This is a genomic window from Inquilinus sp. KBS0705 (assembly GCA_005938025.2).
GTDB lineage: Bacteria > Bacteroidota > Bacteroidia > Sphingobacteriales > Sphingobacteriaceae > Mucilaginibacter.
In genome coordinates this window covers 231,074-256,659 of sequence record VCCI02000002.1, presented here as the reverse complement: position 1 = coordinate 256,659, position 25,586 = coordinate 231,074, and the positions used below count along the sequence as shown (strand labels likewise).

25 protein-coding genes are annotated in these 25,586 nt (G+C 43.7%); 16 read left to right on the top strand and 9 right to left on the bottom strand.

Annotated features, from left to right (window positions below; all coding sequences use genetic code 11):
* The first annotated feature begins 7 nt into the window (after nt 1–7).
* The 3 genes from FFF34_012515 to FFF34_012505 all read left to right on the top strand — a co-directional run bounded on the left by FFF34_012515 (nt 8) and on the right by FFF34_012505 (nt 2,120).
* Nucleotides 8–1,096: an Mrp/NBP35 family ATP-binding protein gene (locus FFF34_012515; protein TSD64719.1), complete on the top strand. Its 1,089-nt coding sequence runs from the start codon at nt 8–10 to the stop codon at nt 1,094–1,096.
* A gap of 26 nt (nt 1,097–1,122) precedes the next feature.
* Nucleotides 1,123–1,401: a NifU family protein gene (locus tag FFF34_012510; GenBank protein TSD64718.1), complete on the top strand. Its 279-nt coding sequence runs from the start codon at nt 1,123–1,125 to the stop codon at nt 1,399–1,401.
* A gap of 98 nt (nt 1,402–1,499) precedes the next feature.
* Nucleotides 1,500–2,120, top strand: coding sequence for a carboxypeptidase-like regulatory domain-containing protein (locus tag FFF34_012505; protein ID TSD64717.1), 621 nt, complete (start codon nt 1,500–1,502; stop codon nt 2,118–2,120).
* Nucleotides 2,121–2,217: 97 nt separating this feature from the next.
* Here the strand turns inward: FFF34_012505 and FFF34_012500 are convergent, their stop codons facing one another.
* Nucleotides 2,218–2,790 (bottom strand): peptide deformylase, encoded by a 573-nt coding sequence (locus FFF34_012500; protein ID TSD64716.1) that lies wholly within the window; start codon nt 2,788–2,790, stop codon nt 2,218–2,220.
* A gap of 18 nt (nt 2,791–2,808) precedes the next feature.
* Nucleotides 2,809–4,041, bottom strand: a complete 1,233-nt coding sequence (locus FFF34_012495; GenBank protein TSD64715.1) for an insulinase family protein — start codon at nt 4,039–4,041, stop codon at nt 2,809–2,811.
* A 154-nt stretch (nt 4,042–4,195) separates the two neighbouring features.
* Between FFF34_012495 and hpt the strand changes: the two genes are divergently transcribed.
* Nucleotides 4,196–4,735 carry a hypoxanthine phosphoribosyltransferase gene (gene hpt / locus FFF34_012490; GenBank protein TSD64714.1) on the top strand — a complete coding sequence of 180 codons (540 nt, stop codon included), beginning with the start codon at nt 4,196–4,198 and terminating at the stop codon, nt 4,733–4,735.
* On the opposite strand, the gene mfd is transcribed toward hpt, so the two are convergent.
* Nucleotides 4,736–8,086: a transcription-repair coupling factor gene (mfd, locus tag FFF34_012485; GenBank protein TSD64713.1), complete on the bottom strand. Its 3,351-nt coding sequence runs from the start codon at nt 8,084–8,086 to the stop codon at nt 4,736–4,738. It lies immediately after the preceding gene.
* Nucleotides 8,087–8,223: 137 nt separating this feature from the next.
* Here mfd and FFF34_012480 point away from each other — a divergent pair, with 137 nt between their 5' ends.
* The 6 genes from FFF34_012480 to FFF34_012455 all read left to right on the top strand — a co-directional run bounded on the left by FFF34_012480 (nt 8,224) and on the right by FFF34_012455 (nt 12,612).
* The gene (locus tag FFF34_012480) at nt 8,224–8,637 is read left to right on the top strand and encodes a DUF4199 domain-containing protein (protein ID TSD64712.1); all 414 of its coding nucleotides are present in this window, start codon (nt 8,224–8,226) and stop codon (nt 8,635–8,637) included.
* Nucleotides 8,633–8,938 (top strand): DUF2752 domain-containing protein, encoded by a 306-nt coding sequence (locus FFF34_012475; GenBank protein ID TSD65067.1) that lies wholly within the window; start codon nt 8,633–8,635, stop codon nt 8,936–8,938. Before FFF34_012480 ends, FFF34_012475 begins: the two co-directional genes overlap by 5 nt.
* A gap of 130 nt (nt 8,939–9,068) precedes the next feature.
* Nucleotides 9,069–9,434: a TM2 domain-containing protein gene (locus FFF34_012470; GenBank protein TSD64711.1), complete on the top strand. Its 366-nt coding sequence runs from the start codon at nt 9,069–9,071 to the stop codon at nt 9,432–9,434.
* 336 nt (nt 9,435–9,770) lie between these two features.
* Complete coding sequence (locus FFF34_012465) at nt 9,771–10,721, top strand: nitrilase (GenBank protein ID TSD64710.1); 951 nt, start codon at nt 9,771–9,773, stop codon at nt 10,719–10,721.
* 47 nt (nt 10,722–10,768) lie between these two features.
* Nucleotides 10,769–11,866 carry a Nif3-like dinuclear metal center hexameric protein gene (locus FFF34_012460; protein ID TSD64709.1) on the top strand — a complete coding sequence of 366 codons (1,098 nt, stop codon included), beginning with the start codon at nt 10,769–10,771 and terminating at the stop codon, nt 11,864–11,866.
* On the top strand, nt 11,866–12,612 hold the full coding sequence (locus FFF34_012455; protein ID TSD64708.1) for a hypothetical protein: 747 nt from the start codon (nt 11,866–11,868) through the stop codon (nt 12,610–12,612). The genes FFF34_012460 and FFF34_012455 overlap by 1 nt, the downstream gene beginning before the upstream one ends.
* A 158-nt stretch (nt 12,613–12,770) precedes the next feature.
* Here FFF34_012455 and FFF34_012450 read toward each other — a convergent pair whose 3' ends face one another.
* Together FFF34_012450 and FFF34_012445 are read right to left on the bottom strand one after the other, a co-directional pair.
* The gene (locus tag FFF34_012450; protein ID TSD64707.1) at nt 12,771–14,246 is read right to left on the bottom strand and encodes an MBOAT family protein; all 1,476 of its coding nucleotides are present in this window, start codon (nt 14,244–14,246) and stop codon (nt 12,771–12,773) included.
* Between the two features lie 38 nt (nt 14,247–14,284).
* Nucleotides 14,285–15,310: a hypothetical protein gene (locus FFF34_012445; GenBank protein TSD64706.1), complete on the bottom strand. Its 1,026-nt coding sequence runs from the start codon at nt 15,308–15,310 to the stop codon at nt 14,285–14,287.
* Nucleotides 15,311–15,585: 275 nt separating this feature from the next.
* Here FFF34_012445 and FFF34_012440 point away from each other — a divergent pair, with 275 nt between their 5' ends.
* Nucleotides 15,586–15,816, top strand: coding sequence for a hypothetical protein (locus tag FFF34_012440; GenBank protein ID TSD64705.1), 231 nt, complete (start codon nt 15,586–15,588; stop codon nt 15,814–15,816).
* Nucleotide 15,817: 1 nt separating this feature from the next.
* On the opposite strand, the gene FFF34_012435 is transcribed toward FFF34_012440, so the two are convergent.
* On the bottom strand, nt 15,818–16,888 hold the full coding sequence (locus FFF34_012435) for a PA0069 family radical SAM protein (protein ID TSD64704.1): 1,071 nt from the start codon (nt 16,886–16,888) through the stop codon (nt 15,818–15,820).
* An 84-nt stretch (nt 16,889–16,972) separates the two neighbouring features.
* On the opposite strand from FFF34_012435, the gene FFF34_012430 reads away from it, so the two are divergent.
* Complete coding sequence (locus FFF34_012430) at nt 16,973–18,061, top strand: metallophosphoesterase (protein ID TSD64703.1); 1,089 nt, start codon at nt 16,973–16,975, stop codon at nt 18,059–18,061.
* A gap of 31 nt (nt 18,062–18,092) precedes the next feature.
* On the opposite strand, the gene FFF34_012425 is transcribed toward FFF34_012430, so the two are convergent.
* The 3 genes from FFF34_012425 to rsfS all read right to left on the bottom strand — a co-directional run bounded on the left by FFF34_012425 (nt 18,093) and on the right by rsfS (nt 21,341).
* Nucleotides 18,093–18,731, bottom strand: coding sequence for a hypothetical protein (locus FFF34_012425; protein ID TSD64702.1), 639 nt, complete (start codon nt 18,729–18,731; stop codon nt 18,093–18,095).
* A gap of 77 nt (nt 18,732–18,808) precedes the next feature.
* The gene (hflB, locus tag FFF34_012420) at nt 18,809–20,914 is read right to left on the bottom strand and encodes an ATP-dependent zinc metalloprotease FtsH (GenBank protein ID TSD64701.1); all 2,106 of its coding nucleotides are present in this window, start codon (nt 20,912–20,914) and stop codon (nt 18,809–18,811) included.
* Between the two features lie 52 nt (nt 20,915–20,966).
* A complete protein-coding gene (gene rsfS, locus FFF34_012415; protein TSD64700.1) occupies nt 20,967–21,341 on the bottom strand; it encodes a ribosome silencing factor in 375 nt (124 codons plus the stop codon).
* Between the two features lie 48 nt (nt 21,342–21,389).
* Between rsfS and FFF34_012410 the strand changes: the two genes are divergently transcribed.
* From FFF34_012410 to pfkA, 4 genes are all read left to right on the top strand, one after another.
* Entirely contained in the window at nt 21,390–22,160 is a 771-nt protein-coding gene (locus tag FFF34_012410) for a biotin--[acetyl-CoA-carboxylase] ligase (GenBank protein TSD64699.1), read from the top strand.
* Between the two features lies 1 nt (nt 22,161).
* Nucleotides 22,162–22,614 carry a sugar transporter gene (locus tag FFF34_012405; GenBank protein ID TSD64698.1) on the top strand — a complete coding sequence of 151 codons (453 nt, stop codon included), beginning with the start codon at nt 22,162–22,164 and terminating at the stop codon, nt 22,612–22,614.
* Between the two features lie 25 nt (nt 22,615–22,639).
* Nucleotides 22,640–24,340 (top strand): DUF255 domain-containing protein, encoded by a 1,701-nt coding sequence (locus FFF34_012400; GenBank protein ID TSD65066.1) that lies wholly within the window; start codon nt 22,640–22,642, stop codon nt 24,338–24,340.
* Between the two features lie 115 nt (nt 24,341–24,455).
* Complete coding sequence (gene pfkA / locus FFF34_012395; protein TSD64697.1) at nt 24,456–25,433, top strand: 6-phosphofructokinase; 978 nt, start codon at nt 24,456–24,458, stop codon at nt 25,431–25,433.
* Nucleotides 25,434–25,586: the final 153 nt, after the last annotated feature.

Here is a 25,586-nt window from a genome sequence, read left to right as displayed (position 1 = left end):
AATAAATATGGAATTTACTAAAGAACAAGTTTTACAAGCCCTGAGTAATGTAGAAGAGCCGGATCTGAAAAAAGACCTGGTGACCCTGAATATGATACAGGACATTGCTATAAACGGCAATAGGCTTAGCTTTTCGGTAGTGTTAACTACGCCGGCATGCCCCTTAAAGGCGCTGATAGAAAATGCTTGCCGCAATGCCATTGGGCACTTTATAAGCAAAGATATTGAGGTAACTGTTAACATGACATCAAGGGTAACCTCACAAAAAAACACCGGGGTGCCGGGTGTTAAAAATATTATTGCTGTAGCATCGGGTAAAGGCGGGGTAGGTAAATCTACCGTATCGGTTAACCTGGCGCTTGCATTGGCAAAAACGGGCGCGAAAGTTGGTTTGATAGATGCCGATATTTATGGCCCCTCTATCCCTATTATGTTTGGCCTGGAAGGCGAACGGCCAAGGGCGAGCCAGGAGAATGGTAAAACCCGGATAGAGCCTATTGAGAAATTTGGCATCAAACTACTATCTATTGGCTTTTTTACCGATCCTAACCAGCCTGTGCCATGGCGCGGGCCAATGGTATCAACAGCTGTTAAACAGCTGTTTAATGATGCCGATTGGGGCGATCTTGACTATTTAGTGGTCGACCTGCCACCCGGCACAGGCGATATACACATTACCATTACGCAAACATTCCCGGTTACAGGAGCGGTAATTGTAACTACGCCGCAAAATGTGGCCCTTGCAGATGCTAAAAAAGGAATTGGCATGTTTATGATGGATGCCATTAATGTGCCTATACTGGGCATAGTAGAAAACATGTCGTACTTTACACCTGCCGAGTTGCCTGAGAACAAGTACTACATATTTGGCCAGGGCGGCGGTCAAAAACTGGCGCAACAACTGGATGTTCCGTTTTTGGGCGATATACCACTTATAAAGGGAATAAGCGACTCCGGTGATGCCGGGCGCCCGATAGTATTAGACGAAGCCGGCGTAATGAACAGCGCATTTATGGAAATGGCCAGGCGCGTGGCGCAGCAGGTATCTATAAGTAATGCCCAAAGGGCAAATAACTTAAATGTGGTAAATAATTAATAACTTTACTTTATAATTTAATTAAAATGAGTTTATTAGATCAGGTGGAAGCAGCGTTAGATACCATTCGCCCTTATTTAGAGGCAGATGGCGGTAACGTTTCTATAGAAGAAATAACCCCTGAAAAAGTGGTTAAGCTAAGGTTGCTTGGCTCATGCGGATCGTGCCCAATGAGCATCATGACCCTTAAGGCTGGTATTGAGCAGGCCATACTGAAGGCCGTACCCGAGATTGCCGGAATTGAGGCCGTAAACCTAACGGATATTGATGACCCTAATGCCGTATTGCCCGAAAACCTGCGATAGTGTTAAGAATTGTTAAATTGAAGACCGGATTATTTCAATAATGTATTTTTACACGTTTATTAAAACCAAACAAGCGTGTTTACAGTACAGGTTATACAATGAAGAAGTTAATAGGTATATTATTTTTATTTGCATCGCTATCTGCATTTGCGCAAAAGGCCGAGAAGCCGCTTGTGCAATTTACGGGTGTGGTATATAATGCCGATAGTACAGGGGTAATTGTACCTTATGTAAATATTACCAATTCAACTAATCATAATGTGGCCAATGTATCCAACTATAAAGGCTATTTTTCTTTTGTAGTACATGAGCAAGACACCCTGCACTTTACAGCTATTGGCTACGCACCTGTAGAGGTGGTTATACCTGCCAATGTTAAAAATAAGAGCTATACCCTGCAGGTAATGATAAAGCCGCAGATAACCAACTTGCCAATGGTAAGAGTATTTCCGTGGGCCACTACGGACGAATTCAGAAAAGATTTTATAACAGCTAAGCTGGCCGACGACGATTTAGAGATAGCCCGTAAAAATATAAGCCGAGCATCAATAGTAGCCATGACCAACACGCTTCCGCGTGACGGACAGGAGCAGCAGGCCGCCAACGCCGCGCAAATGCACACCAACATCGTCAACTCGCACTCAATTACTAATCCCCTGCTTAACCCATTTGCCTGGGGAAGCCTGATAAAATCTATAAGCGACGGCTCGAAGAATTAATGTAAGAGATCAGATAATAACGAAACAAAAAAGGATGTTGGTTACCAACATCCTTTTTTGTTTTCTATACTTAGGCTAACGGCCTAAATAGTGGCCTCTATCTGCCTCTCTTAGCGTCCGGGAATTTCATTCTGTAGTCTACATCAACCAAGCCTTTCGAAATATTGTTCAGCTTTTTCTCTATAAGGCGTTTTCGTAGCGGGTTCAGTTTGTCGGTAAACAGCTTACCTTCTATATGGTCGTATTCGTGTTGTATCACGCGTGCGGCCATGCCTTTAAAAGTTTCTTCGTGGTGTTTCCAATCTTCGTCGTAGTAGCTCAGGCGTACAACGGGCTTGCGTGATACATCTTCGCGAATATCGGGTATGCTTAGGCAGCCCTCGTTAAATGACCAGGGCTCGCCGCTCTCTTCTAACACTTCAGCATTGATAAATGCTTTTTTAAAGTCTTTTAATTCCGGCTCTTCATCATCAAAAACCGAAGCGTCAATAACAAACAAACGCATAGACAGGCCAACCTGTGGCGCCGCCAATCCTACGCCGCGTGCTCCGTACATGGTTTCGAACATATTGCCCACCAATTCTTTTATATGCGGATATTCGTCCGGCTCTATCGAAGGAGCCTTCCGCCTTAAAACTGGGTCGCCATATGCTACAATAGGATATTTCATCGCACAAAAATAAGATTTTTAGTCTTTAGGCTCAAATAATAAGGTTATCATACGGTCATTATCGAAAATTTCGTTGCTTATCTCCAGCAGATCTTCGGCTGTAACAGCATTTATCTTAGCAAAAATGTCTTCAAGCGAATCGATATGATTAAAATCAAGGAGGCTTTTAGCCATTGATATAATAAGGCTCATGCGGTTTTCTTCGGCTAATGCTATTTGGCCAATAAACTTCTCTTTAGCCTGGCGCAAAAGCACAGCGCCTAATTTTTGTTCGCGTAGTTTCTTTAGCTCTTTATGTACCAGCTTTAAAGCCTTTTCGGCCTTGCCTGCATCGGTGCCAAAATATATCGAGAATATGCCTGTATCGGTAAGCGAGGTGTAGTTAGATTCGATGGTGTAGGCAATGCCATGTTTCTCGCGTATTTCAAGGTTCAGGCGGTTGCTCATGCCCATGCCGCCCAAAATATTATTTAACAGCAACAAACCATACTTTTTAGGGTGCGATGAAGGGTAGGCCCTGCTGCCTAATATGCAATGCGTTTGCGCGATAGGCTTTTTAACTACGTGATAACCGCCGGCAATTAATTGAGGCTCCTCGCGGTGCTTAACTGATGTATTTTCTGCTACCGTGCCAAAATACTTGTCGCATAACTTAACCAGTTTATTAAAGTCGTAGTCGCCATATACCGCAAAAATCATTTGATGGGTATTATTATTGGCGGCAATAAACTGTTTAATATCGTCGCCATTTAATACGGCAACTGTTTGCGGAGTGCCTAAAATGTTTTTGCCTATAGGGTGCCCGGCAAAAAGCAATTCTTCAAAATCATCCTGAATGGCCTCTTCGGGCTGGTCCAGGTATGATGCAATTTCGTCCAGTATCACCCCACGCTCTTTCTCCATCTCGTCTGCCGGGAAGGTAGAATGAAACAGGATATCCTCAAACAGGTCTACAGTGCGCTCCAGGTGTTGTTTTAACAACGAGGCGTGTATGCAGGTATATTCTTTAGTGGTATAAGCATTAAGGTCGGCACCCACTAATTCAAGCCTGTTTAAAATTTGTGGGGTGTTGCGCCTTTGAGTCTCTTTAAACAGCAGGTGCTCAATAAAGTGGGCCAGGCCTTCTTTATTGGGTAATTCATCGCGCGAGCCTGCATTAAGCACAAAACAGCAGTGTGTTATGGGCGATGGCGAATGTTTAAATAATATGCGTATGCCGTTGGCTAATGTATGTACCTGGTGATCGATCATGAAGGATGCAAAGATAGTGTTTTATACTTTCTTAACAGAGATAAGGCCTGCTTTGTGCTGATTTTAAACAGATTATACAAATGGCTGCTTATTTTAGGTGAACTTTTACGATAATTTTACAAGCGTTATTTACATATTTATTTATATTGCCCTCATGGAATTACGCATAGCCGACCTTGAATTTGAGCCGCTGTTTTCGCACCAGCAGATACAGGAGCGTATTGTTGAAGTAGCACAGGAGATAAATAAGGATTTTGAAGGCCGTTCGCCGGTTTTTGTGGGCGTGCTTAACGGCAGCTTTTTGTTTATTGCCGACCTGGTAAAAGAGATTGTTGTGCCCTGCGAGGTTACCTTTGTTAAGCTGGCCTCGTATTTCGGTGGGGTATCCAGCACCCGTAAAATACGCGATGATTTTGACCTGACCATTGATATTAAAGGCCGCGATATTATCCTGATAGAAGACATTATAGATACCGGCAACACCATCAAATTTTTAATAGAGAAACTAATGGTGCGCAACCCTGCATCCATCACTGTTTGCAGCCTGCTTTTAAAACCCGACTCGATTGAGCATAGTATAGAAGAACTGCGTTATGTAGCCTTCCAGATACCTAACCAGTTTGTTGTGGGCTACGGATTGGATTACCGCGAGTTGGGCAGAAATTTGAAAGGTATTTATAAAAAGAAGGGATAGTTACACCCCCACCCATGCGATCTCGCTTAATACTTCAACCGCGGCATCAATACTGGTTACATTTTCTACACTTAGGCGCAGGGTGTTTTTAACTTCTTTTAAATTGGTACGTCGCGGGTTGCGCTGCACAAAGCTCAGCACTTCTTTAAATGCATCCGTTTCAAAATAAGCCGACTGCTGGTTGGTGATAAAATAGCCGCGTAGTACATTCTTTTTAAGCGACACTTTCTCAAAGCCGACGGCTTTACCCAGCCACTGCAGGCGCATACTGTTCAACAGGTCGTTTACCTGTGGGGGTATTGGTCCAAACCTATCGTGTAACTGCTGCTGAAAAGCGGCCAGCTCAGTTTCGTTCTCCAGCTTGCTTAGTTCGGTGTAAAGGTTGTAACGTTCTGCTATGCTGGTTACATACTCATCCGGTATTAATATCTCCTGGTCGGTATCAATTTGGGTGAACGAGATAAAAGGCCTCGGCTTGTCATCAGGGAAAACGCCCTTAAACTCATCTTCTTTCAACTCCTGTATGGCTTCGTCCAGTATCTTGTGGTACATTTCAAAACCTATCTCGGCTATAAAGCCGCTTTGTTCAGCACCTAACAGGTTACCGCTGCCGCGAATATCCAGATCGCGCATGGCTACGTTAAAGCCACTGCCCAGGTCGCTAAACTCTTCAATAGCGCTCAATCGTTTACGCGCCTCGTTGGTAAGGGTTGATAAAGGCGGACTTAGCAAATAACAAAAAGCCTTTTTATTACTACGGCCCACACGACCGCGCATCTGGTGCAGGTCGCTAAGGCCAAACATGTGGGCATGATTGATGATAATGGTATTGGCGTTTGGTATATCCAGGCCGGCCTCAATAATTGTAGTAGCCACCAGCACATCGTATTCGTGATTCACAAATTTCAACATCACGTCTTCCAGGGCATCGCCCTCTAACTGGCCGTGCGCGATACCTACGCGGGCTTTTGGTACCAGCTTGTGTATCATCGCGCCCAATTGTGGCAGGTCGGCTACGCGGTTGTGGATAAAGAATACCTGCCCGTCGCGCTCAATTTCGTGCTCAACGGCCTCTTTTATCAGCGTATCGTTAAACACATGCAATTCGGTAACAACGGGCTGCCGGTTTGGCGGCGGTGTTGATATAATAGACAGATCCCTTGCCCCCATCAGCGAAAAGTGCAGCGTGCGGGGTATAGGTGTAGCAGTAAGCGTAAGCGTATCTACATTGGCGCGCATTTGCTTCAGCTTTTCTTTAGTGCTCACGCCAAACTTTTGCTCTTCGTCTATTATCATCAGGCCAAGGTCCTTAAACTTAACATCCTTACTTACCAAACGGTGCGTGCCTATAATGATATCTACCTTGCCCTCTTTTAAATTGGTTAAGGTGTCTTTTATTTGCTTACTGCTTTTAAAGCGGTTTACGTAATCAATATTTACCGGGAAGCCCTTTAACCGGTCGCTAAAGGTTTTATAATGCTGGGCCGCTAAAATGGTGGTAGGCACCAAAATGGCTACCTGCTTGCTATCGGCAACCGCTTTAAATGCCGCACGAACGGCTATCTCTGTTTTACCAAAGCCCACATCGCCGCATATCAGCCTGTCCATAGGGTGCGGCGACTCCATGTCCTTTTTAAAATCAACAGTGGCTTTTTCCTGGTCGGGGGTATCTTCGTATAAAAAGGATGCTTCCAGCTCGGTTTGTAAATAGCTATCGGGCGAGAAGGCATTGCCATCCTGCGCCTTGCGTACCGCGTAAAGTTTTATAAGGTCGCGGGCAATGTCTTTAACTTTTTTTTTTGTGGTTTTTTTTAGCCGTTCCCAGGTATCGGTGCCCAGCTTGTTCATGCGGGGTTGTGTCCCTTCTTTGCCGCTATATTTGCTAATGCGGTTAAGCGAGTTAATATTTACATACAGCAGGTCATTATCAGCATACACAAGGCGTATCATCTCTTGTGTTTTGCCATTCACCTCTACTTTTTCCAGTCCGGCGTATTTGCCAATGCCATGGTCTATATGGGTTATAAAATCGCCCGGCTTTAAGTCGCGCAGTTCTTTAAGAGTGATGGCTTGCGAGCGCTGATAGCCCTTTTTTAGTTTGTATTTGTAATAGCGGTCAAATATCTGGTGGTCGGTATAGCAAGCCAGCTTTTGTTCGCGGTCAATAAACCCCTCGCGTATAGATACGCTGATGGGGGTAAATTTTACGTTTTTGTCCAGGTCTTCTAAGATGGCGTAAAGCCGCTCAACCTGTCGCGCCGAATCGGTAAGTATGTAGTTCTCTATCTTTTCGGCTTCGTTATTTTTAAAGTTATGTATCAGCAGGCTAAAGTCTTTGTTAAAAGACGGCTGCGGGCGCATGTCAAAATTAATGGGGCTGGCTTCGCGGTAAAAAAACTGCTTGCCAAATTCTACCACCGGAAAGTCGTGCAGCTGGTCGGCTATTAATTTTTCGTCGGTAAAGCTAAATTTGGGGTCTATCCAGTCGGGATTTTGGTTTTTCTCGCCGGCAGATAGCGCTTTCCATAACTGAGTTGCTTTTTTGTGGCCGGTTTGTATAATATCAAGCGTAAACTGTACGTCCTTTATCCAAACCTGTGTGCCGGTATCCACATACTCTAAAAGCGATATGTTATTCTCGGTTAAAAACTTCGATTGCACGTTAGGTACAATAGTAATTTGCTTTACCTGTTCAACAGATAACTGGCTTTCTATCTCGAAGGTTCGTATCGACTCAATAAAATCACCAAAAAACTCCACCCGGTAAGGCAGGTCGTGCGAGAAAGAGAAGATATCAACAATACCCCCACGAACAGAGAATTGCCCCGGCTCGTACACAAAGTCTACCCGGTCAAAATCATACTCAACCAAAAACTCAGTAATAAAATCGATGCTCAATTTATTGTTTACCGATATTTCGAGCGTGTTTTTTTCAAGCGACGCACGATCTATTACCTTTTCGGCCAGCGCTTCGGGGTAGGTAACAATAAGCTGCCCATATTCGGTTGAGTGATTAAGCTCGTTCAAAACCTCTGCACGGGCTAAAACGTTGCTGCTATCTGGCTGGGTAAATTCAAATGGTTTGCGGTACGATGATGGGAAAAGCAATACATCCTTGCCGGTAAGATTTTCCAGATCGGCCATAAAGTAAGCGGCCTCTTCACGTTCGGGCAGTACAAATATGATAGGCTTGTGCTGCAAAAAATACAATGCTGCCGCCATGGCCGCATCACCCGATCCGACTAAACCACGCAGCTGTACTCTTGGGTTTTTACCGGCATTTAACGCTGCCGCTAATGCCTTTACCCGTTCGTCAGCTTTATATCGCTCTAATATATCACGGATGTTCAAAACAGTGCAAATATACGTAAAAACGCCTTTTTAATTGGCGCTTGTTAATTATCAAAAAATTATAGCAAACAATTTGCCCTATTGTTTACTTTTAAATGATATTTCGACGACTAAGCATTTACTAAACTTTATACAACATGAAGAACTCGGTAATCTTTGGCCTATTAATAGGCGTTTTAAGTATCATTTGGATATTTGTAATGCGTACCACCGGGTACAACCTTGCAGATAGCAAAACATCGCCTATTGAGTATATATCGGTTTTGATACCGCTTATAGGCCTGTATTTTGGCGTAAAAAACTTTAGGGATGGCGAGTTAAAGGGCCAGATGGGCTTTTTAGAGGCCCTTATACAGAGCTTTAAAATATTATTGGTTGGCGGTGCAATTACTGTATTTGCCGGTATTGTTTATATTAACTACACCTTATCCGGCAACGATACCAGCTTTCAAAGCTTTAGCGGGCGTATTTTTGGTGCATTATTGGTTGGGGTTATAATTGCTTTCGGTGTATCTTTATTGCTGACCACCAAAAGCAACAAGGTTGATTAAAAAACTTTTTAACCGGTACTTTGAATTAATATTCTGGATAGTGGCTTTAACTTGCCTGGCTTTTACCAACCCGGTAGGTAAAAGCCATTTTAGTTTATGCCCCTTAAAAGCCATGGGCATTTCCTGGTGCCCAGGTTGCGGCCTGGGGCATGCCATCGCCTATTTATTTCATGGCGATATTAAAAACTCTTTTCACGCGCATTGGTTGGGTATACCCGCCACCGGCATTATATTATACCGCATAGTCACCCTGCTTCGTAGCCGCCGCTACTTTCCGCCAATAAGTAATATCGGTGAATAAAAACCTGCTGTTTTCACCGTAATATTTCCCCGCTTTACCGATAGTTTATTACTGGCTGCCAGTTTTGTATAGGTTAATTTTTAATCGGATATTAGTTTTACATCATCATTAACAACTAACAATTAAAAAAATGGACACTTACAATCCTTATATGTCATTAGATGGTATCACTACCGAGGAAATGACTTTTTTGTATCAGGCCACCAATGACCTGACTGATGCTCAAAAACAAAACTTTTATATGGTTTATACCAGCAAAAGAAAAAGCCCTCAGGATGTTTTGATATTCTCGTTAGTAGGCATGTTTTTAGTGCCGGGATTACAACGTTTTATGACAGGCCAGGTAGGTATGGGCTTATTGTATCTGTTTACCATAGGCTTGTGTTTTATAGGATCGATAATGGACCTTATCAACCACAAATCACTGGCAATGGAGTACAACCAAAAAATGGCTTACGAAAGCTTCCATGTTGTTAAAATGGGCATTTACCAATAATAATACTTTACATATTTAAAATAAACGATGATGAAAACTTACCAAAAACCAACCACAATAAAATTAGTGTCGAACTTTGATAAACAGCTAATGAGCATTTTATTAAGCGACCTAAAAACCATGAAAGCAAGAAAAGTACATGCTGCATAGTACTGTGCTACACTTGTAACCAAGCAAAGATCAAAACCATTGTAAGCATTGGAAGGCCGTAACCACGGCCGGCGCCAAAGAAAATATTACAATAGTTTTGATCTTGTTGTTTTTAAGCCTTATCAAGTGATAGGGCTTTTGTGTTTATGAAAGCATAACCATTATATTTGTTTTCACTCGTTTAAAATGGAAAACCTAAAAATTGCTACTGCGCAGTTTGAAAATAAAAGCGGCGATAAAGACTACAATTTATCAGTAATTAAGCGGCTGGCAACAAAAGCAGCATCGCAAGGGGCGCATGTTGTTGCTTTTCACGAATGTTCGGTAACCGGCTATAGCTTTGCCCGGCATTTAAATAAACAACAAATGCTTGATTTAGCCGAAGTTATACCTGATGACCCGAGTATTAAAAAACTTACCGACTTTGCACGCGAGCTCGACATTACCATTTTAGCCGGGTTGTTTGAAAAGGATACCGAAGGCAATTTATTCAAGGCGCACGTTTGTGTTAATAAATATGGGCTGGTTGCCAAACACCGCAAATTGCACCCTTTTATAAATCCGCACCTTACACCCGGCGATAAGTATGTAGTTTTTGATATAAACGGCTGGCAGTGCAGCATATTAATATGTTACGATAATAATGTTATTGAAAACGTTCGCGCTGTAAAACTGCTTGGCGCTGATATTGTATTTATGCCACATGTTACCATGTGTACACCCTCGCCACGCCCCGGAGCCGGCTTTGTTGACCCGGCACTTTGGCAAAACCGCGAAACAGATCCAACAACACTTAGGCAAGAATTTGACGGGCTGAAGGGCAGGGCCTGGCTAATGAAATGGCTGCCCGCAAGAGCCTATGATAACGCACTATACGCGGTGTTTTCTAACCCGATAGGCATGGATGACGACCAGGTAAAAAACGGCTGCTCGATGATAATAGACCCCTTTGGCGACATTGTGGCCGAATGCCGTACTTTTGATGACGATATGGTTATAGCAACGGCCACTGCCGATAAATTAACAGATGCCGGTGGTTATAGATATATTAAAGCCCGCAGACCGGCCTTGTACGCAGATGTAATAGCACAGCCTCATCAGCCCGAACAAAAGGTAGTTTGGATGAAGGCGGAATAGATAGCTTACCTGTGCTGAATACAGGGGATAAAAAACTTAGATGAATTATGAAATTAGCACAGCTTACCGCTTACCTGGAAAGCCTGGCCCCGCTGGCCTACCAGGAAGAATACGATAACTCGGGCCTTATAGTAGGGCGGCCGGATATGGACATAGCCCAGGCGCTGGTATCGCTTGATTGCACCGAAGCCGTGGTTGATGAGGCTATTGCTACGGGTTGCCAGGTTATTGTATCGCACCACCCCATTGTATTTAAAGGGCTAAAAAAGTTTAATGGTAAAACTTATGTGGAGCGGGTGGTAGAAAAGGCCATTAAAAACGATATCGCTATTTATGCTATCCATACCAATTTAGATAGCATCCATACCGGGGTTAACGCCCGCATTTGCGAAACGCTGGGTATTGTTAATACACATATACTTGCACCAAAACATAATATCCTGAAAAAGCTGGTTACCTATGTGCCGCTTGCACAAGCCGACCAGGTGCGTAATGCGCTGTTCCATGCAGGGGCGGGTAATATTGGCAATTACAGCGAATGCAGTTTTAACGCCGAAGGCACAGGCACTTTTAAAGGAGACGAGAACAGCGACCCATACGTAGGCGAGCCCGGCATACGCCACCACGAAGAAGAGGTGCGGATAGAGACCGTTTACCCGGCTAATTTGGAGAGCAAAATCATCATGGCATTAGTACTGGCCCACCCCTATGAAGAGGTGGCCTATGACCTGTATGCCCTTACCAACCAGCACCAGCAGGTAGGAAGCGGCATGATAGGCGAACTTGAGCTGCCAATGGAGCAGGACGATTTTTTGGCTGAGGTAAAAGAAAAGATGCAGGCCGCCGTTATAAGGCACACAGCGTTTACTGGTAAGCAGGTTAAAAAAGTGGCTGTTTGCGGCGGTTCGGGTGGCTTTTTATTAAAGCATGCCATAGCAGCCGGTGCCGATGTTTTTATTACGGCAGATTACAAATACCACGAGTTTTTTGATGCCGAAGGAAAGATATTGATTGCCGACATTGGACATTTTGAAAGTGAGCAATTTACGCAACAATTATTGTATGAAATTATTCAGAAAAAATTTGTTAACTTTGCGGTCCGTTTAACAAAAGTGAATACAAACCCCGTCAAATATTTTATTTAATGGAACAAACCGTAGAACAAAAGCTTAAAGCTTTATACGACCTGCAACTCATCCACACCAAAATTGATAAGATTCGCCAGGTAAGAGGCGAGCTGCCTATGGAAGTAGCCGACTTGGAAGATGACGTTGCCGGATTAGAAACCCGCATACAAAAGATCAAAAACGAGCTTGATGACCTTGAGGACGAAATTGTAACCCGCAAGAACCTGATCAAAGATGCTCAATCGAACATAAAAAAATACGAAACGCAGCTTAACGAGGTTAAAAATAACCGCGAGTACGATGCCATTTCGAAAGAAATTGAGATACAAGGCTTAGATATACAAGTAAGCGAGAAAAAAATTCGCGAGTACGGTTTCGAGATCGCATCAAAAACCACCATTTACGAAAAAGCACTTGCCGACCTGGAAGCACGTCGCAGCGACCTTGATGCTAAGAAAGATGAGTTAGGCACCATTACGGCCGAAACTGAAAAAGAAGAAACGGAGTTAACAACACAAGCCGAGAAAGCTACCGCTACTATCGACGAGCGTTTGTTAATTGCTTACAACCGTTTACGCAGCAACGCTAAAAATGGCTTAGCTGTTGTAACCATTCAGCGCGATTCATGTTCTGGTTGCTTTAACCAGATACCTCCACAACGCCAGTCGGATATCCGTCAGCGTAAAAAAGTTATCGTTTGCGAGCATTGCGGCCGTATTTTGGTTGACGAGCAAATGGCTTTGGAAGAAGAAGCTGCTGTTTAATAGCAAACCACATATAAAACTAATACAAAAGCCCCGTTTACGGGGCTTTTTTTTATGCTGTAATTTATATAGGAACCAGCTTGCATAAGCATTCGGGTATAGTTACCTCCACTCGCTGCAAGCCGGTGTAACGCGCTTAAATAGCTACAGCCATATCGTTAAAACTGAAAATAAATAAATGATTTGCTTGACTCCTGGCTTAAGACGATCATGATAAACATTGCCGACCAAACCAAAGCCACGCCCCACCAAGGCAATTTGCCGGCGGTTTTTAAAACAGTTGTATTGCGCATTACCCAGTGAAAAAACAGCATTAGCGGTATAACTACGGCCACTTTTATAATGGCAATACTTGTTAATAGCGGCTTAATACCTGCGCTTTGTGTAAACATTGAGCTAAGAATGTTCCAGGCGCCGGAAAATGTGGCCGAGCGGAAGAAAACCCAGGTAATGCAAACCAGTAAAAAAGTAAATAAGGCCTTCAAAATGTTATCCTTCAACTTTAATTCCGGAACAATAGACGCTGTAGATAAAACAGTTTCGGTATTGCTTGTAGATAATACGGAGGCTTGTTTTCGTTTTTTATCAGCTATGGCTTTCTCTACCCATAAATATAAACCATGAAGGCCGCCCCACGCAACAAACGTCCAGTTGGCACCATGCCACAGGCCACCTATCAGCATCGTGATCATCAGGTTAATATATGTCCTGAATTTTCCTTTGCGGTTACCGCCCAGTGGGATGTATAAATAATCACGCAGCCATGATGATAAGGTAATATGCCACCTGCGCCAAAACTCAGAGAAGCCTGTAGCAGCATATGGATATAAGAAGTTTTGCGGCAACACAAAACCCAGGCATAAAGCCACCCCTATAGCGGCGGTAGAGTAGCCGGCAAAATCAAAGAATATTTGCCCTGAAAAGGCGAGCACACCAGCCCAGGCATCCAGCGAGCCTAACTTGCCTGCAAAGCCAAAAACGGTATCGGCGGTTGCGGCCAGCATATTATCAGCAAGTACCACCTTCATAAAAAGCCCCAGTGTTAATAGCAGCAGGCCATCTAACAGGTTTTGCTTTGTGGCTTTGCGCGGAGTTTCAAACTGCGGCACCAATTGCGGCGGGCGTACAATTGGCCCTGCAACCAAATGCGGAAAAAATGTAACAAAAAGCGAAAAGTCAAGCAGCGATTTTACAGGTTTGCTTTCGCGTTTATACATATCTACAGTATAGCACAGCGTGGTAAAGGTATAAAACGATATACCTGCCGGTAAAATAATGCTTGGCTGCGCGGGGTGATAGTTAAACCCAATGGCGTCGCTTAAAGCTACAAAGTTTTCCAGAAAAAAGTTACCATACTTAAAAAAGCACAACATACCCAGGTTGCCAATTAGGCTAACCACTAATAGCGCCCTGCGTTTAATTTTATTTTGTTGTGTATACAGTGCTCGACCAACAAAAAAGTCGACAACAGTAGAAGCCCATAATAACAGAATGAAGGGCGGGTTCCAGGCCGCATAAAATAAATAGCTGGCCAATAGCAAATTGGTTTTCTTCACCTTCCATGGCAGCGGAAGGTTGTGTAGCACCAGCATAACAGCGAAAAATGCTACAAACGTATACGAATTAAATATCATGATGAAATAAGGATAGATTTTAGGAGATAGATTATGAATTATAATTTCCAGTCGGTTTGTTGTTTAAGGGCATTTAGCATGCCTTTGGTATACAATACAGCATCGCTGGGTTTAAGGTGCGAAAACTCGGGGCATACCAAATTGGCCAGTGCAGGGTAATCTGTAAAGTAGATGCCTTTGCAGCCGGTTACAGCAATTAACCTGTCCCAATATTTAGCCCGAGGATAGCCCATATTTTCGCCCATAAAAAACGGGCCGCTTGATGGCGTGCGTAAAAAAACAACATCGCCGCCCCTTGCTTTTATTTTGTCTACATCATGTTTAACTGATGCAAAAATGGCATCCAATGCTTTACCGCTTACAGGCGGTTCCTTACTCATTTTAGCAACGCAGCCCCATATGCCCCGCACCTGGTTAATGCGATTGGTGTCGGCTAAAAAGGCGGGCGTCATTTTAGTTTGCCTGTTATATAGCGTTTGGCCAAAGCCTACCGGAAAATCCAGTCCTGCATAAACACCCGTGCGGTTGGGTACGCCGGTGTGGTTAAGTAAGCCATTTAACGAATAAAAGTCTTTATTCAGCATGGCCAGGTTGGCTTCAAGGTATTTATCAAATACAAAGTTTGCCTTTTGTGCTGGTGTGCGTTTCTTGTAATAGCTTATACCTTCGCCAGGTGATGCCAAAACGTAAGGAGCATCGTTAAAAAACAGCACCTCTGTTACGTCTACAACAAGTTTCCCTTTAAAGTTAGGGTCGTTTGCAAGGTCGCTAAGAATAGTACGTGGCGACGAACCCACCATGGCTAACTGAATAGCGTGAGTGTGGGCGGAGTTTTCCCAGGTAGGGATATCCAAATCATACTTAATTCGCGATGAGCCGATAAAAACGGTGGCTTTATCAGATGGTTCGTAAACCATGGCGCGCGAATTGGCCCATAATTCCGGGCTGTCGTCAAAGTCGGGCGCAATGCCCTGATTGCGCAGGTGTAGTTCCCAGCAAGCAAGTGCGCTTGCTACAATAACAACCGCAAGTATGAGCGATTTTAGAGATAAATGTATTTTCATTCTTATTGATTTAATTAAAAAATTTAACACAAGTAGTTGCTAACTAACCGCTTGTGTGTTAATTGTGATTATTTAATGGCCATTATAGGAGCACAAGACGGAGGATATAACCAAAATGTTACAATGCGTGTAAAAAAGGTGCCTAAGCACGTGAAAATGCCAGAGATAGCGATGAGGTATTTATAAAGGCAACGACTGGCTTTTTATAATTTTTTCAAATAAAAATGGCCTGTTGGCGTTTAGAGCTTACCTTTACAACAGGAGGATGAAGACTAATGGGACTGCCACTGCGAATAACATTTGATGATAAAGACTATGTTTACCAAATAGTTAATAGTAACTTAATTAACCAAAATACTACCGAACTCGACCTATTACTTAACGGCGAAAAGCTGCAATTAGTGAAGGATAAAACCAAATGGGTGCAAAAAGACGGCCTGCAAACCTTCGACCCTGAATTGATACAGGCACTGGGCAGGTCGGTTTCTTTAAGATTGAGGATGTGAGTTAAAACATACTCGTCTGTTTTCCGTCACGGGGCATAAATAAGCTAAGGTCATACGGCGGCATTTCGCGGCCCGCCAGGAAACGAACGCATGCCATGCGGTATAATTGGTGTATGGAGTTGGCCACATGACCATCGCCGCTCATTCGGCGGCCAAAGTCACTATCGTTAAGGTTGCCGTTGTGGCATGCCTTTATCATGTTCAACACTTTTTCGGCCCTGTCCGGATACGCTTTGTGTATCCAGTCGGTAAATATTTCGGCAATACTGCCGTTAAGCCGCACAATGGTAAACCCTGCCGATACAGCGCCCCTGTCGGCAGCCGCTTTAATAATGTCGGGTATCTCGTTACTATTTAACCCGGGAATAATGGGCGCTACCATTACCCTTACCGGTATACCCTTTTCTGTAAGTTTTTGAATAACCGCCAGGCGGCTCATGCCGGTAACGGTGCGCGGCTCCAGCTTTTGCCTTAACGACTCGTTTAACGAGGTGATAGAGATATTTACATGCGCCAACTTCATGGCTGCCATTTCGCTTAAAATATCCATATCGCGCAGCACCACATTGTTTTTTGTGATGATGCTTACCGGGTGGCGGTATTTTAAAAACACCTGCAGCAAGGCGCGTGTAATTTTTAATTTACGCTCTATAGGCTGGTAGCAATCCGTATTGCCCGATAGCACAATGGGTACAGGTTCGTATCCCTTTTTATTAAAATGTTTTTCGAGCAGTTGCGGCGCGTTGCGTTTAACAATTATCTTCCGTTCAAAATCAAGGCCGGCGCTAAAGCCGTAGTACTCGTGGCTGTTACGCGCGTAGCAGTAAATACAGCCATGCTCGCAACCCTGGTAAGGGTTAATAGAGTGCATGTGGCTAAGATCGGGGCTGTTAGATTCGCTGACTATCTTTTTTGGGTTCTCTTCAAAAAGCTGGGTATGGGTGTTTTCCAGTAGCTGCTCGTCAAGCCCTTCAATATGCTCAAGTACATATTTGCTTTTTAAAAACTTGTTATGGGTATTTACCTGGGCCCCTCTCCCCTTAAAAAATTCCGGGTTATCTGCATGCGACATAACACAAAATTGCTAATATTTTTAGCAAATAGCAATTGTATTGAAAAAATTTAACAAATAGTTATTTCGCCTGTTATCATACCTATGCGCCATTTTTTACAACGCTTATTATACAAACCGCTATCAAAACTGGCCGACAAGTATTCGTCGAGGCCAAACAAGGGGCGTGTAAACAGGGCGTTAAACGCGCTTTACAAAAGCATTAACACCAAGCTGGGTAAAAAGGGCATGGTTATCCCCTTTAACGCGGCCGATGGTAAGTTCATCATCCTGTCCGACCAGCATAAAGGTGCACGGGACGGTGCAGATATTTTTGCTAAATCGGCAGGCAACTATTTAGCCGCGCTCGATCATTATTATAAAGAGGGCTTTACATACATTAACCTTGGCGACAGCGAGGAGCTATGGGAAAACTTGTTTGTAACGGTTAAGCGCCATAATAAAAGCACTTTCGAAAAAGAGAAGCTGTTTATTGATGATGACCGTTTTGTGAAAATTTTTGGCAACCACGATCTGTACTGGGGCAACGACCCATTGGCGGCCGTAAGCCTGATGCAGATATATGGGCAGGCTATAAGGATATACGAAGGCGTAGTTTTGCAAACCCAGCTAAAGGATAAGCAACTGCAGATATTTATGACACATGGCCACCAGGGCGATATGCAAAGCGATGGCAATTGGTTTAGTAAGTGGTTTGTATCTGATATTTGGGGGCCGTTGCAGGGCTACTTGCGTATTAACCCTAATACACCGGCCTACAATAACCAGTTAAAAACAGAACATAACCGTATGATGTATGAGTGGAGCAGCCAGCGAAAAAATATGCTGCTGATAACCGGGCACACCCACCAGCCCGTCTTTCGGTCGTTAACGCAGTTGGAGATATTATACACCGGCCTTGAAAACGCTAAAAAAGCGAAAGACACGGCAAAGGCAGCCGATATAGAGAAAAAGATCACCGCGTTGCACTTAAAGGGCCATACCCAACCCGATTTTAATGGTTACCTGGACACCTATTTTAACAGCGGTTGCTGCTGTTTTGATGATGGTGATATTACAGGGATAGAAATTGAAGGTGGTTACATTCGCCTTATTAAATGGGCAGACCATAAAAAGCTAAGTCAGCGCCAGGTATTAGAAGAATGTGAGCTGGAAGATTTGAAGCTATTATAACAGCTTCTCAGATTAAGCTTGCCGCAGCAAATTATCCGTCCAGTAAGAAAACAAAAAGTTCTTTTGGGCCGTGTGCGCCTAATACCAGGGTTTTTTCGATATCGGCGGTGCGGCTTGGTCCGGTAACGTTGCTTATCATTGATGGCATACGTGGGCCATATTTATCCTTTAGCAGTTTAAAGCCGTCTTTAAGATCGGGCACCAACTGCGATGTATAAGCCAGCACAATGTGCACCGGCGGGTAAATGCTTAACCTACGGCCTGCCGCATTAGCGTTAGAAAGCAATATACTGCCATTACGCGCTATTAAGGCTTCGCAAAGGGTAAAGCCTACTTCGGCCTGGTCAAAGTCTTTATCGGTCTCAAAAAAGGGATATTCGTAGGTTTTGAGCAAGTCTTGCAGGGCGGGTTCCCAGCAATATATTTTATGCCATTTACGTTCTTCGGCAAGTTCAAGCAAGCTCTCAACAAACTGCACTTCGTCTTCGCAAAAAACAAACTGGCCGCTAACTGCTGTAAATTGTTCGGCAAAAACCACTTCCAGCATCTCATCCATCGGCGGATACATGGGCAGTTCTTCCAGGTTTGGATAGGGATTGTCGCGTTTCTCTAAAAGCGCCTTACGCACCTTTTTTAAAAGCTTTTCTTTTGATGTGGTAATATCCCTCATGGTATAGCTTAAAGCAAAAGCTTAAAGCTAAAAGACCCTTTTGATTGATCTTTCCGGCTTTAAGCTTTAGCTAAACATTAGTCTTTAGCAGCGGTATCTGTTGCGCTGTCAATCCTTGATAATTCGGGGTTGATCAGGTTGTCAGGTATCGCGTTATTATCAGGCACCAGCGCAGGCTCGCCGTTTACAAATTTATCGTAAGCGGTACGGTGCTCAAATGGACGTTTACCCAATATTTCTTCCAAATCCGACTGAAACAGCACTTCTTTCTCCAATAATTTGGCGGCTACGTTCTCAAGACCCTCACGGTGTTTGTTCAACAACTCCTTTGTGCGCGAATAAACCGAATCTATCAAATTACGCACCTCGGCATCAATAAGTTCTGCAGTAGCATCCGAGTATGGTTTTACAAACTGGTTTTCGCCCTGCGGGTCGTAGAATGATAGGTTACCCACCTTATCGTTCATACCGTATATCTTCACCATGCCATATGCAAGGCGTGTAATACGTTCCAGATCGCTTAATGCGCCGGTTGTAATTTTACCAAATACAATATCCTCGGCAACACGCCCGCCCATAGAAAGCGTCATATCGTCAATTAATTCCTCTTTGGCCACCAGGAACCTTTCGTTTGGCAGATACTGCGCATAACCCAACGCGGCAACGCCACGCGGCACTATTGATACCTTAACCAATGGGTCAGTATGCTCTAAAAACCAGCCTGCAATGGCATGCCCGGCTTCGTGATACGCAACCACACGTTTCTCTTCCGGAGAGATCAACGTGTTTTTCTTTTCAAGGCCACCAATAACACGGTCAATCGCGTCCTGGAAATCCTTCATATCAACAGCCTCTTTGTTTTGGCGGGCAGCTATCAAAGCAGCCTCATTACAAACGTTGGCTATTTCGGCACCGGCAAAACCAGGGGTTTGGGCCGATAGTTTTTTTGGGTCTACACCGTCGGCTAATTTTATCGGCTTTAAGTGTACTTTAAATATTTGCTCGCGGCCTATCAGGTCGGGTTTGTCAATAGATACTTGCCTGTCAAAACGCCCCGGGCGCATTAAGGCGCTGTCTAATACATCGGGGCGGTTGGTTGCAGCAAGTATAATAATGCCCGAATCGGTACCGAAACCATCCATCTCAACCAGTAATTGGTTAAGGGTGTTTTCGCGTTCGTCGTTACCGCCCATCATATTGTTTTTACCACGGGCGCGGCCAATAGCATCAATCTCATCAATAAAAATGATACATGGCGCTTTGTCTTTAGCCTGGCGGAACAAATCGCGCACACGCGATGCACCCACACCCACAAACATCTCCACAAAGTCGGAACCCGACAGTGAGAAGAAAGGCACCTGTGCCTCGCCGGCAACGGCTTTGGCCAATAAGGTTTTACCTGTACCCGGCGACCCTACAAGCAATGCGCCTTTAGGAATTTTGCCACCCAGGTTAGTATATTTTTTGGGGTTTTTAAGGAAATCTACAATCTCCATCACCTCTTGCTTGGCTTCTTCCAAACCGGCAACATCATTAAACGTAACCGATACCTGGGCTTCTTTATCAAACAAGGTAGCTTTTGATTTACCTATGTTAAATATCTGCCCGCCCGGGCCGCCGCCATTGCCACCGCTCATGCGGCGCATAATAAACATCCATACGCCAACCAGCAACACGGCCATAATTACACATTGTACCAGCCAGTTGCTCAGCAGGTTTTCTTTACCCTGCTCGTACTGTATAGGCGTTTTTTCGGCATCGGGCATATCTTTTTCTGCCGCCTGTACAGATTGCTTAAGGCTTTCGTACGAGGCATCGGTAAAAGTATATTGCGGGCCTTCTGCCTGCATGTTCAGCTTGTTTTGCTGTTTAGGCGCATCGGCATAAATTGGCTTAACCAGGCTATCTTTTTTAATATAAACATCGGCGCTCACCAGGTCGCCATTTTTGTATACCACTATTTTGGCTACATCATGTGCCTTTAGCATGTTATTGCTAAAATATTGGAAGGTAATAGGTTTGCCGCTATTGCCCGAAAAAAGGGTAGGAACTACCAATAAGCCAATTATAAGTATGGCATATAGCCACATTAAACCGTTTTTGGGTGCTTTTGGAGTAATTTTTTTATTCGGTATCTTCCGTAAAGGTTTTGGGCTTTCGGATCTATTCTCGTTATCTTTCATTTTTAAATAAGCTCACTAATCAATAAATAAATTTTAAAGGGGCTTTTTACGCTTAAGCGCTTTTATAGCTTTTTATTTCAGCATCACCCCACAGGTCTTCAACTCCATAAAACTCACGTTTGTCTGTTCTGAAGATGTGTATAACCACATCAATGTAATCCAGCAGTATCCATTCGCCATGCTCAAGCCCCTCTTTGCGCCATGGGTCTTGTTTTATGGCCTTATAAATTTCATCCTCAACACTATTAGCAATTGCTTTTACTTGTGTGGCTGAATCGGCGTGGCAAATTACAAAGTAATCAGCAACCGAACTATTAATATTACGAAGATCAAGCCTTACCAGATCATTACCTTTTTTCTCCTGCATACCATGTATGGCCAGTTCAGAAATGTAGGTAGATTCATTTAACACTTTGCTTTTTACCATCAAAAAGAATTAGTTTTGAAACGATTTCAGGTTAAATTATATTATACGTTGCAAAATAACATATTTTCAGGATTATTTGTTGGACAAAATTTAGTGACACTAAAAGAAGTGGACTCTACCAACAATTTCCTGAAAAATATACTGTCAAATTCCAAGCCAGTACCTGAAGGTACGGTCATTATGGCAGAAGAGCAGTTCGCGGGCCGGGGCCAGCACCAAAATGTTTGGTATGCCCAACCCGGAAAAAACTTAACTTTTAGCATATTATTAAACCCCGGCTTTGTAGACGCGCAGGGGCAGTTTGATGTTACAAGGATCGCAAGTATGGGCGTTTTTGATGCTTTACAGCCATTATTGGGCGATAAACTGAAGATAAAATGGCCCAACGATATTTATTACGGCGATAAAAAACTCGGGGGGATGCTGATAGAGAACATCTTAAAGGGCAGCCAGATAAAAAACTCGGTTATTGGCATCGGTATTAACGTAAACCAGGACGAGTTTCCGGAAAGCGCGGCAAATGCTACATCAATAAAGCAGATATTGCACAAGGATTATGATTTAAAAAATATATTATCAGAGATTTGCAATAATATTGAAGCGTACTACCTGCACCTTAAAGCTGGCAGGTTTTCGTTTGTAAGGAATATATATTTAAGCCGACTATACTGGTTAAACGAACGGCACAGATTTAAGTCGAACGGAGTAGAGTTTGATGGTACCATAATAAATGTACAGGATAATGGTTTGTTAGTAGTAGCAACAGCTGCTGGCCAACAACTATATAATTTAAAGGAAATAGAGTTTTTAAACAAATAAGATGAAGAAAGTATTTTTAGCGATAGTAGCTTTAGTAATAACAATGGGCGCAAAAGCCCAGGTCGAATCGCACGTGCGCTGGTCATACGCTGCCAAAAAGGTAAGCGCTACCGAAGCCGTTGTATTGATAAAAGCAACCATAGATAAAGACTGGCATATATACTCGCAAAATGTAAAGGATGGCGGGCCGGTTAAAACCAGCTTTACCTTTACCCCATCAAAAGACTATGCAATTGTTGGCAAGCCAACCGAGCCTACCCCTATAACTAAATACGAAAAAGTTTTTGGCATGAACGTAGGCTACTTTGAAAACTCGGTTGTTTTCCAGCAAAAGGTTAAAATAAAATCGTCCAATGCTACCGCGGTGAGCGGCAAGCTGGAGTTTATGACCTGTAACAATACCAAATGCCTGCCCCCGGACGAGGTTGAGTTTACTATCCCCTTAGGTAAATAATTGTAAATAAATGAAACCAGCCTCAATGCGCAGCCTATTACGCCGCGCACTATTTTTTGTTTTAGCCATTGCAGCGCTTGCCGCCGTTACACCACAACAGGTAAAGGCGCAAACTACCGATACCGTATCTACCGGCGATGTGCAATTTACGGATGTGCCGTCGGCCTCTCAGCAAATTGCCGCCAACAAAAAAAAGGCTGATTCGCTGGCTAAAGTAAAGGCAGATTCTGTTGCCAAAGCGGCTGCAAGTAAAACAAGTATTAATACAACCGATAGTCAAAAAAGCCTTTGGCAATTATTTATTATCGGTTTCTTAGGCGGTTTTGCGGCGTTTTTGTTACCCTGTGTTTACCCTATGCTGCCATTAACGGTGAGCTTTTTTACAAAACGGGGCGGCACCAGGGCCAATGCCATTTGGCAGTCGTGCCTTTACGGTTTTTCTATCATATTTATATATGTGGTTTTTGGCTTGCTTATTACCATCATATTTGGCCCCGCGGCTTTAAACGGTCTGGCTACCAACGGCTACTTCAACTTCTTTTTCTTTCTAATGCTGGTTGTGTTCGGGGCATCGTTTTTAGGCGCGTTCGAAATAACACTGCCCAGCTCTTTAGCAAACAAGCTTGATGCAAACTCAGATAAAGGCGGTTTTGCAGGTATATTTTTTATGGCAGCTACATTGGTGGTGGTGTCGTTTTCGTGTACCGGCCCTGCTATTGGTGGTGTGCTTTCAAGTGCCTTTACCAAAGGCGACAGGCTTGCCCCGGCAGTTGTAATGTTTGGCTTTTCGTTGGCTATTGCCTTGCCATTTACCATATTTGCTACGTTCCCCTCGGCGTTAAAAAGTCTGCCAAAATCGGGCGGGTGGTTAAACAGTGTTAAAGTGGTGTTAGGATTTATCGAAATAGCCTTCGCACTTAAATTTTTATCGAATGTTGACCTGGCCTACCATTGGAACCTGATTGACCGCGAGGTGGTATTATCTATATGGATAGCCATTGGTATACTAATGAGTTTGTACCTTATTGGCAAGATCAAATTTTCGCATGACAGCGATGTGCCGCATCTATCGGTAACGCGCACATTTATAGCAACGGGCGTAATTGCCTTTACCATCTACATGATACCTGGCCTTTGGGGCGCGCCATTAAAATCTATCAGCGCATTACTGCCACCATTAAGCACGCAGGATTTTGACATATCAGGAGGTAACGCACCAGCCGCACCTGCCCCGGTAAATACAACAACAATTAAAACTAAAAAATACGAAGAGCTTTTTAAAAGCTTACCCAAGGTTAAAGGCATTGACGATTGGTACGATTACGACCAGGCCATAGAAGTAGCCAAACAGCTTAACAAACCCATACTGATTGATTTTACCGGTTGGAATTGCGTTAACTGCCGCCAGATGGAGCAAAATGTTTTCCCCAATCCGGAGGTGTTTAAGCGGCTTCAAAATGATTTTGTAATGTTGCAGCTGGTGATAGACGATAAAACCGACCTGCCTGCAGCCGAGCAGTACACATCGGCAACTACCGGTAAAAAAATAACTACAATTGGCGATAATAACCTTGATAGGGAAATATCAAAATACAACTCCAACGCGCAGCCTTACTATGTTATTATTAACCAAAAAGGCGAAACGCTGGTTGAGCCAATAGGTGCTACAGACATAAAATCCTTTATTTCCTATCTGGATAGTGGGATATCAGCGTATAAAAAGTAGGCGGGGTAAAAAAAATAATGTAAATTCGCCGAACTTTACAGAATTGGGCACAATTAAGCATTTTCTGTAAACCGTCGATTATACATTTTACAAAGCGACAGCGCCTTTTTTTACAATGACGCAGATCAAAAACATAGGAATTTATACTTCAGGGGGCGATGCGCCGGGCATGAATGCCGCTATAAGGGCTGTTGTACGCACGGCTATTTACTATAATTTACAGGTTACCGGTATACGCAGGGGCTACGAGGGGATGATAAATGGTGAGTTTTTCAGCATGGATCAAAAATCGGTTGCCAACATTATTCAACGTGGCGGTACCATCTTAAAAACCGCCCGCAGCGAGCAGTTTAAAACTAAAGAGGGCCGCAGGCTGGCATACGACCAATTAACAAAGCATGGTGTTGATGCACTGGTTGCCATTGGCGGCGACGGTACTTTTACCGGCGCGCGAATTTTTGGTGGCGAATACGATATACCTGTAGTTGGCCTGCCCGGAACAATTGATAACGACCTTTTAGGTACCGATTTTACCATCGGTTACGATACGGCCATTAATACCGTAATTAACGCGGTTGATAAGATACGCGACACGGCCGAATCGCACGACAGGCTGTTTATTGTTGAAGTAATGGGCCGCGACTCGGGTTTAATTGCTTTACGTACCGGTATTGCATCAGGTGCCGAGGCCATATTGATACCCGAAACCAACCGTGATATTAACGCTTTGTTTGAGCGCCTTGAAAATGGTCGCCGCGATAAATCATCAAAAATTGTGATTGTTGCCGAGGGCGAAGAGGCTGGTAATGCTTTTGAGATAGGCCACCAGGTGAAAGAGAAATTCCCTAACTACGATACAAGGGTATCTATACTGGGCCACATACAACGCGGGGGCCGCCCAACCTGTATGGATAGGGTACTGGCCAGCCGTGTAGGTGTTGCCGCTGTTGAAGCGTTAAGAGACGGCCACCGTAACGAAATGATAGGCATCATACACAACGAGATATCTTACACCCCGTTTGAACACGCCTGCAAGCATAACGTAGAAATTAACCCGGGCTTTTTAAAGATAGTAGAGATACTATCGATATAAGGGCTACATGATAAAAAAGAAAAAGCCATCCGAAAGGGTGGCTTTTTCTTTTTAGTGGAATTGTCATTTCGAACGAAGCAATAGCGAGGAGAAATCTTGTTCGAAAGGCAGGTGACGAACTTTGCATTATGAACAGGATTTCTCCTCGTACCT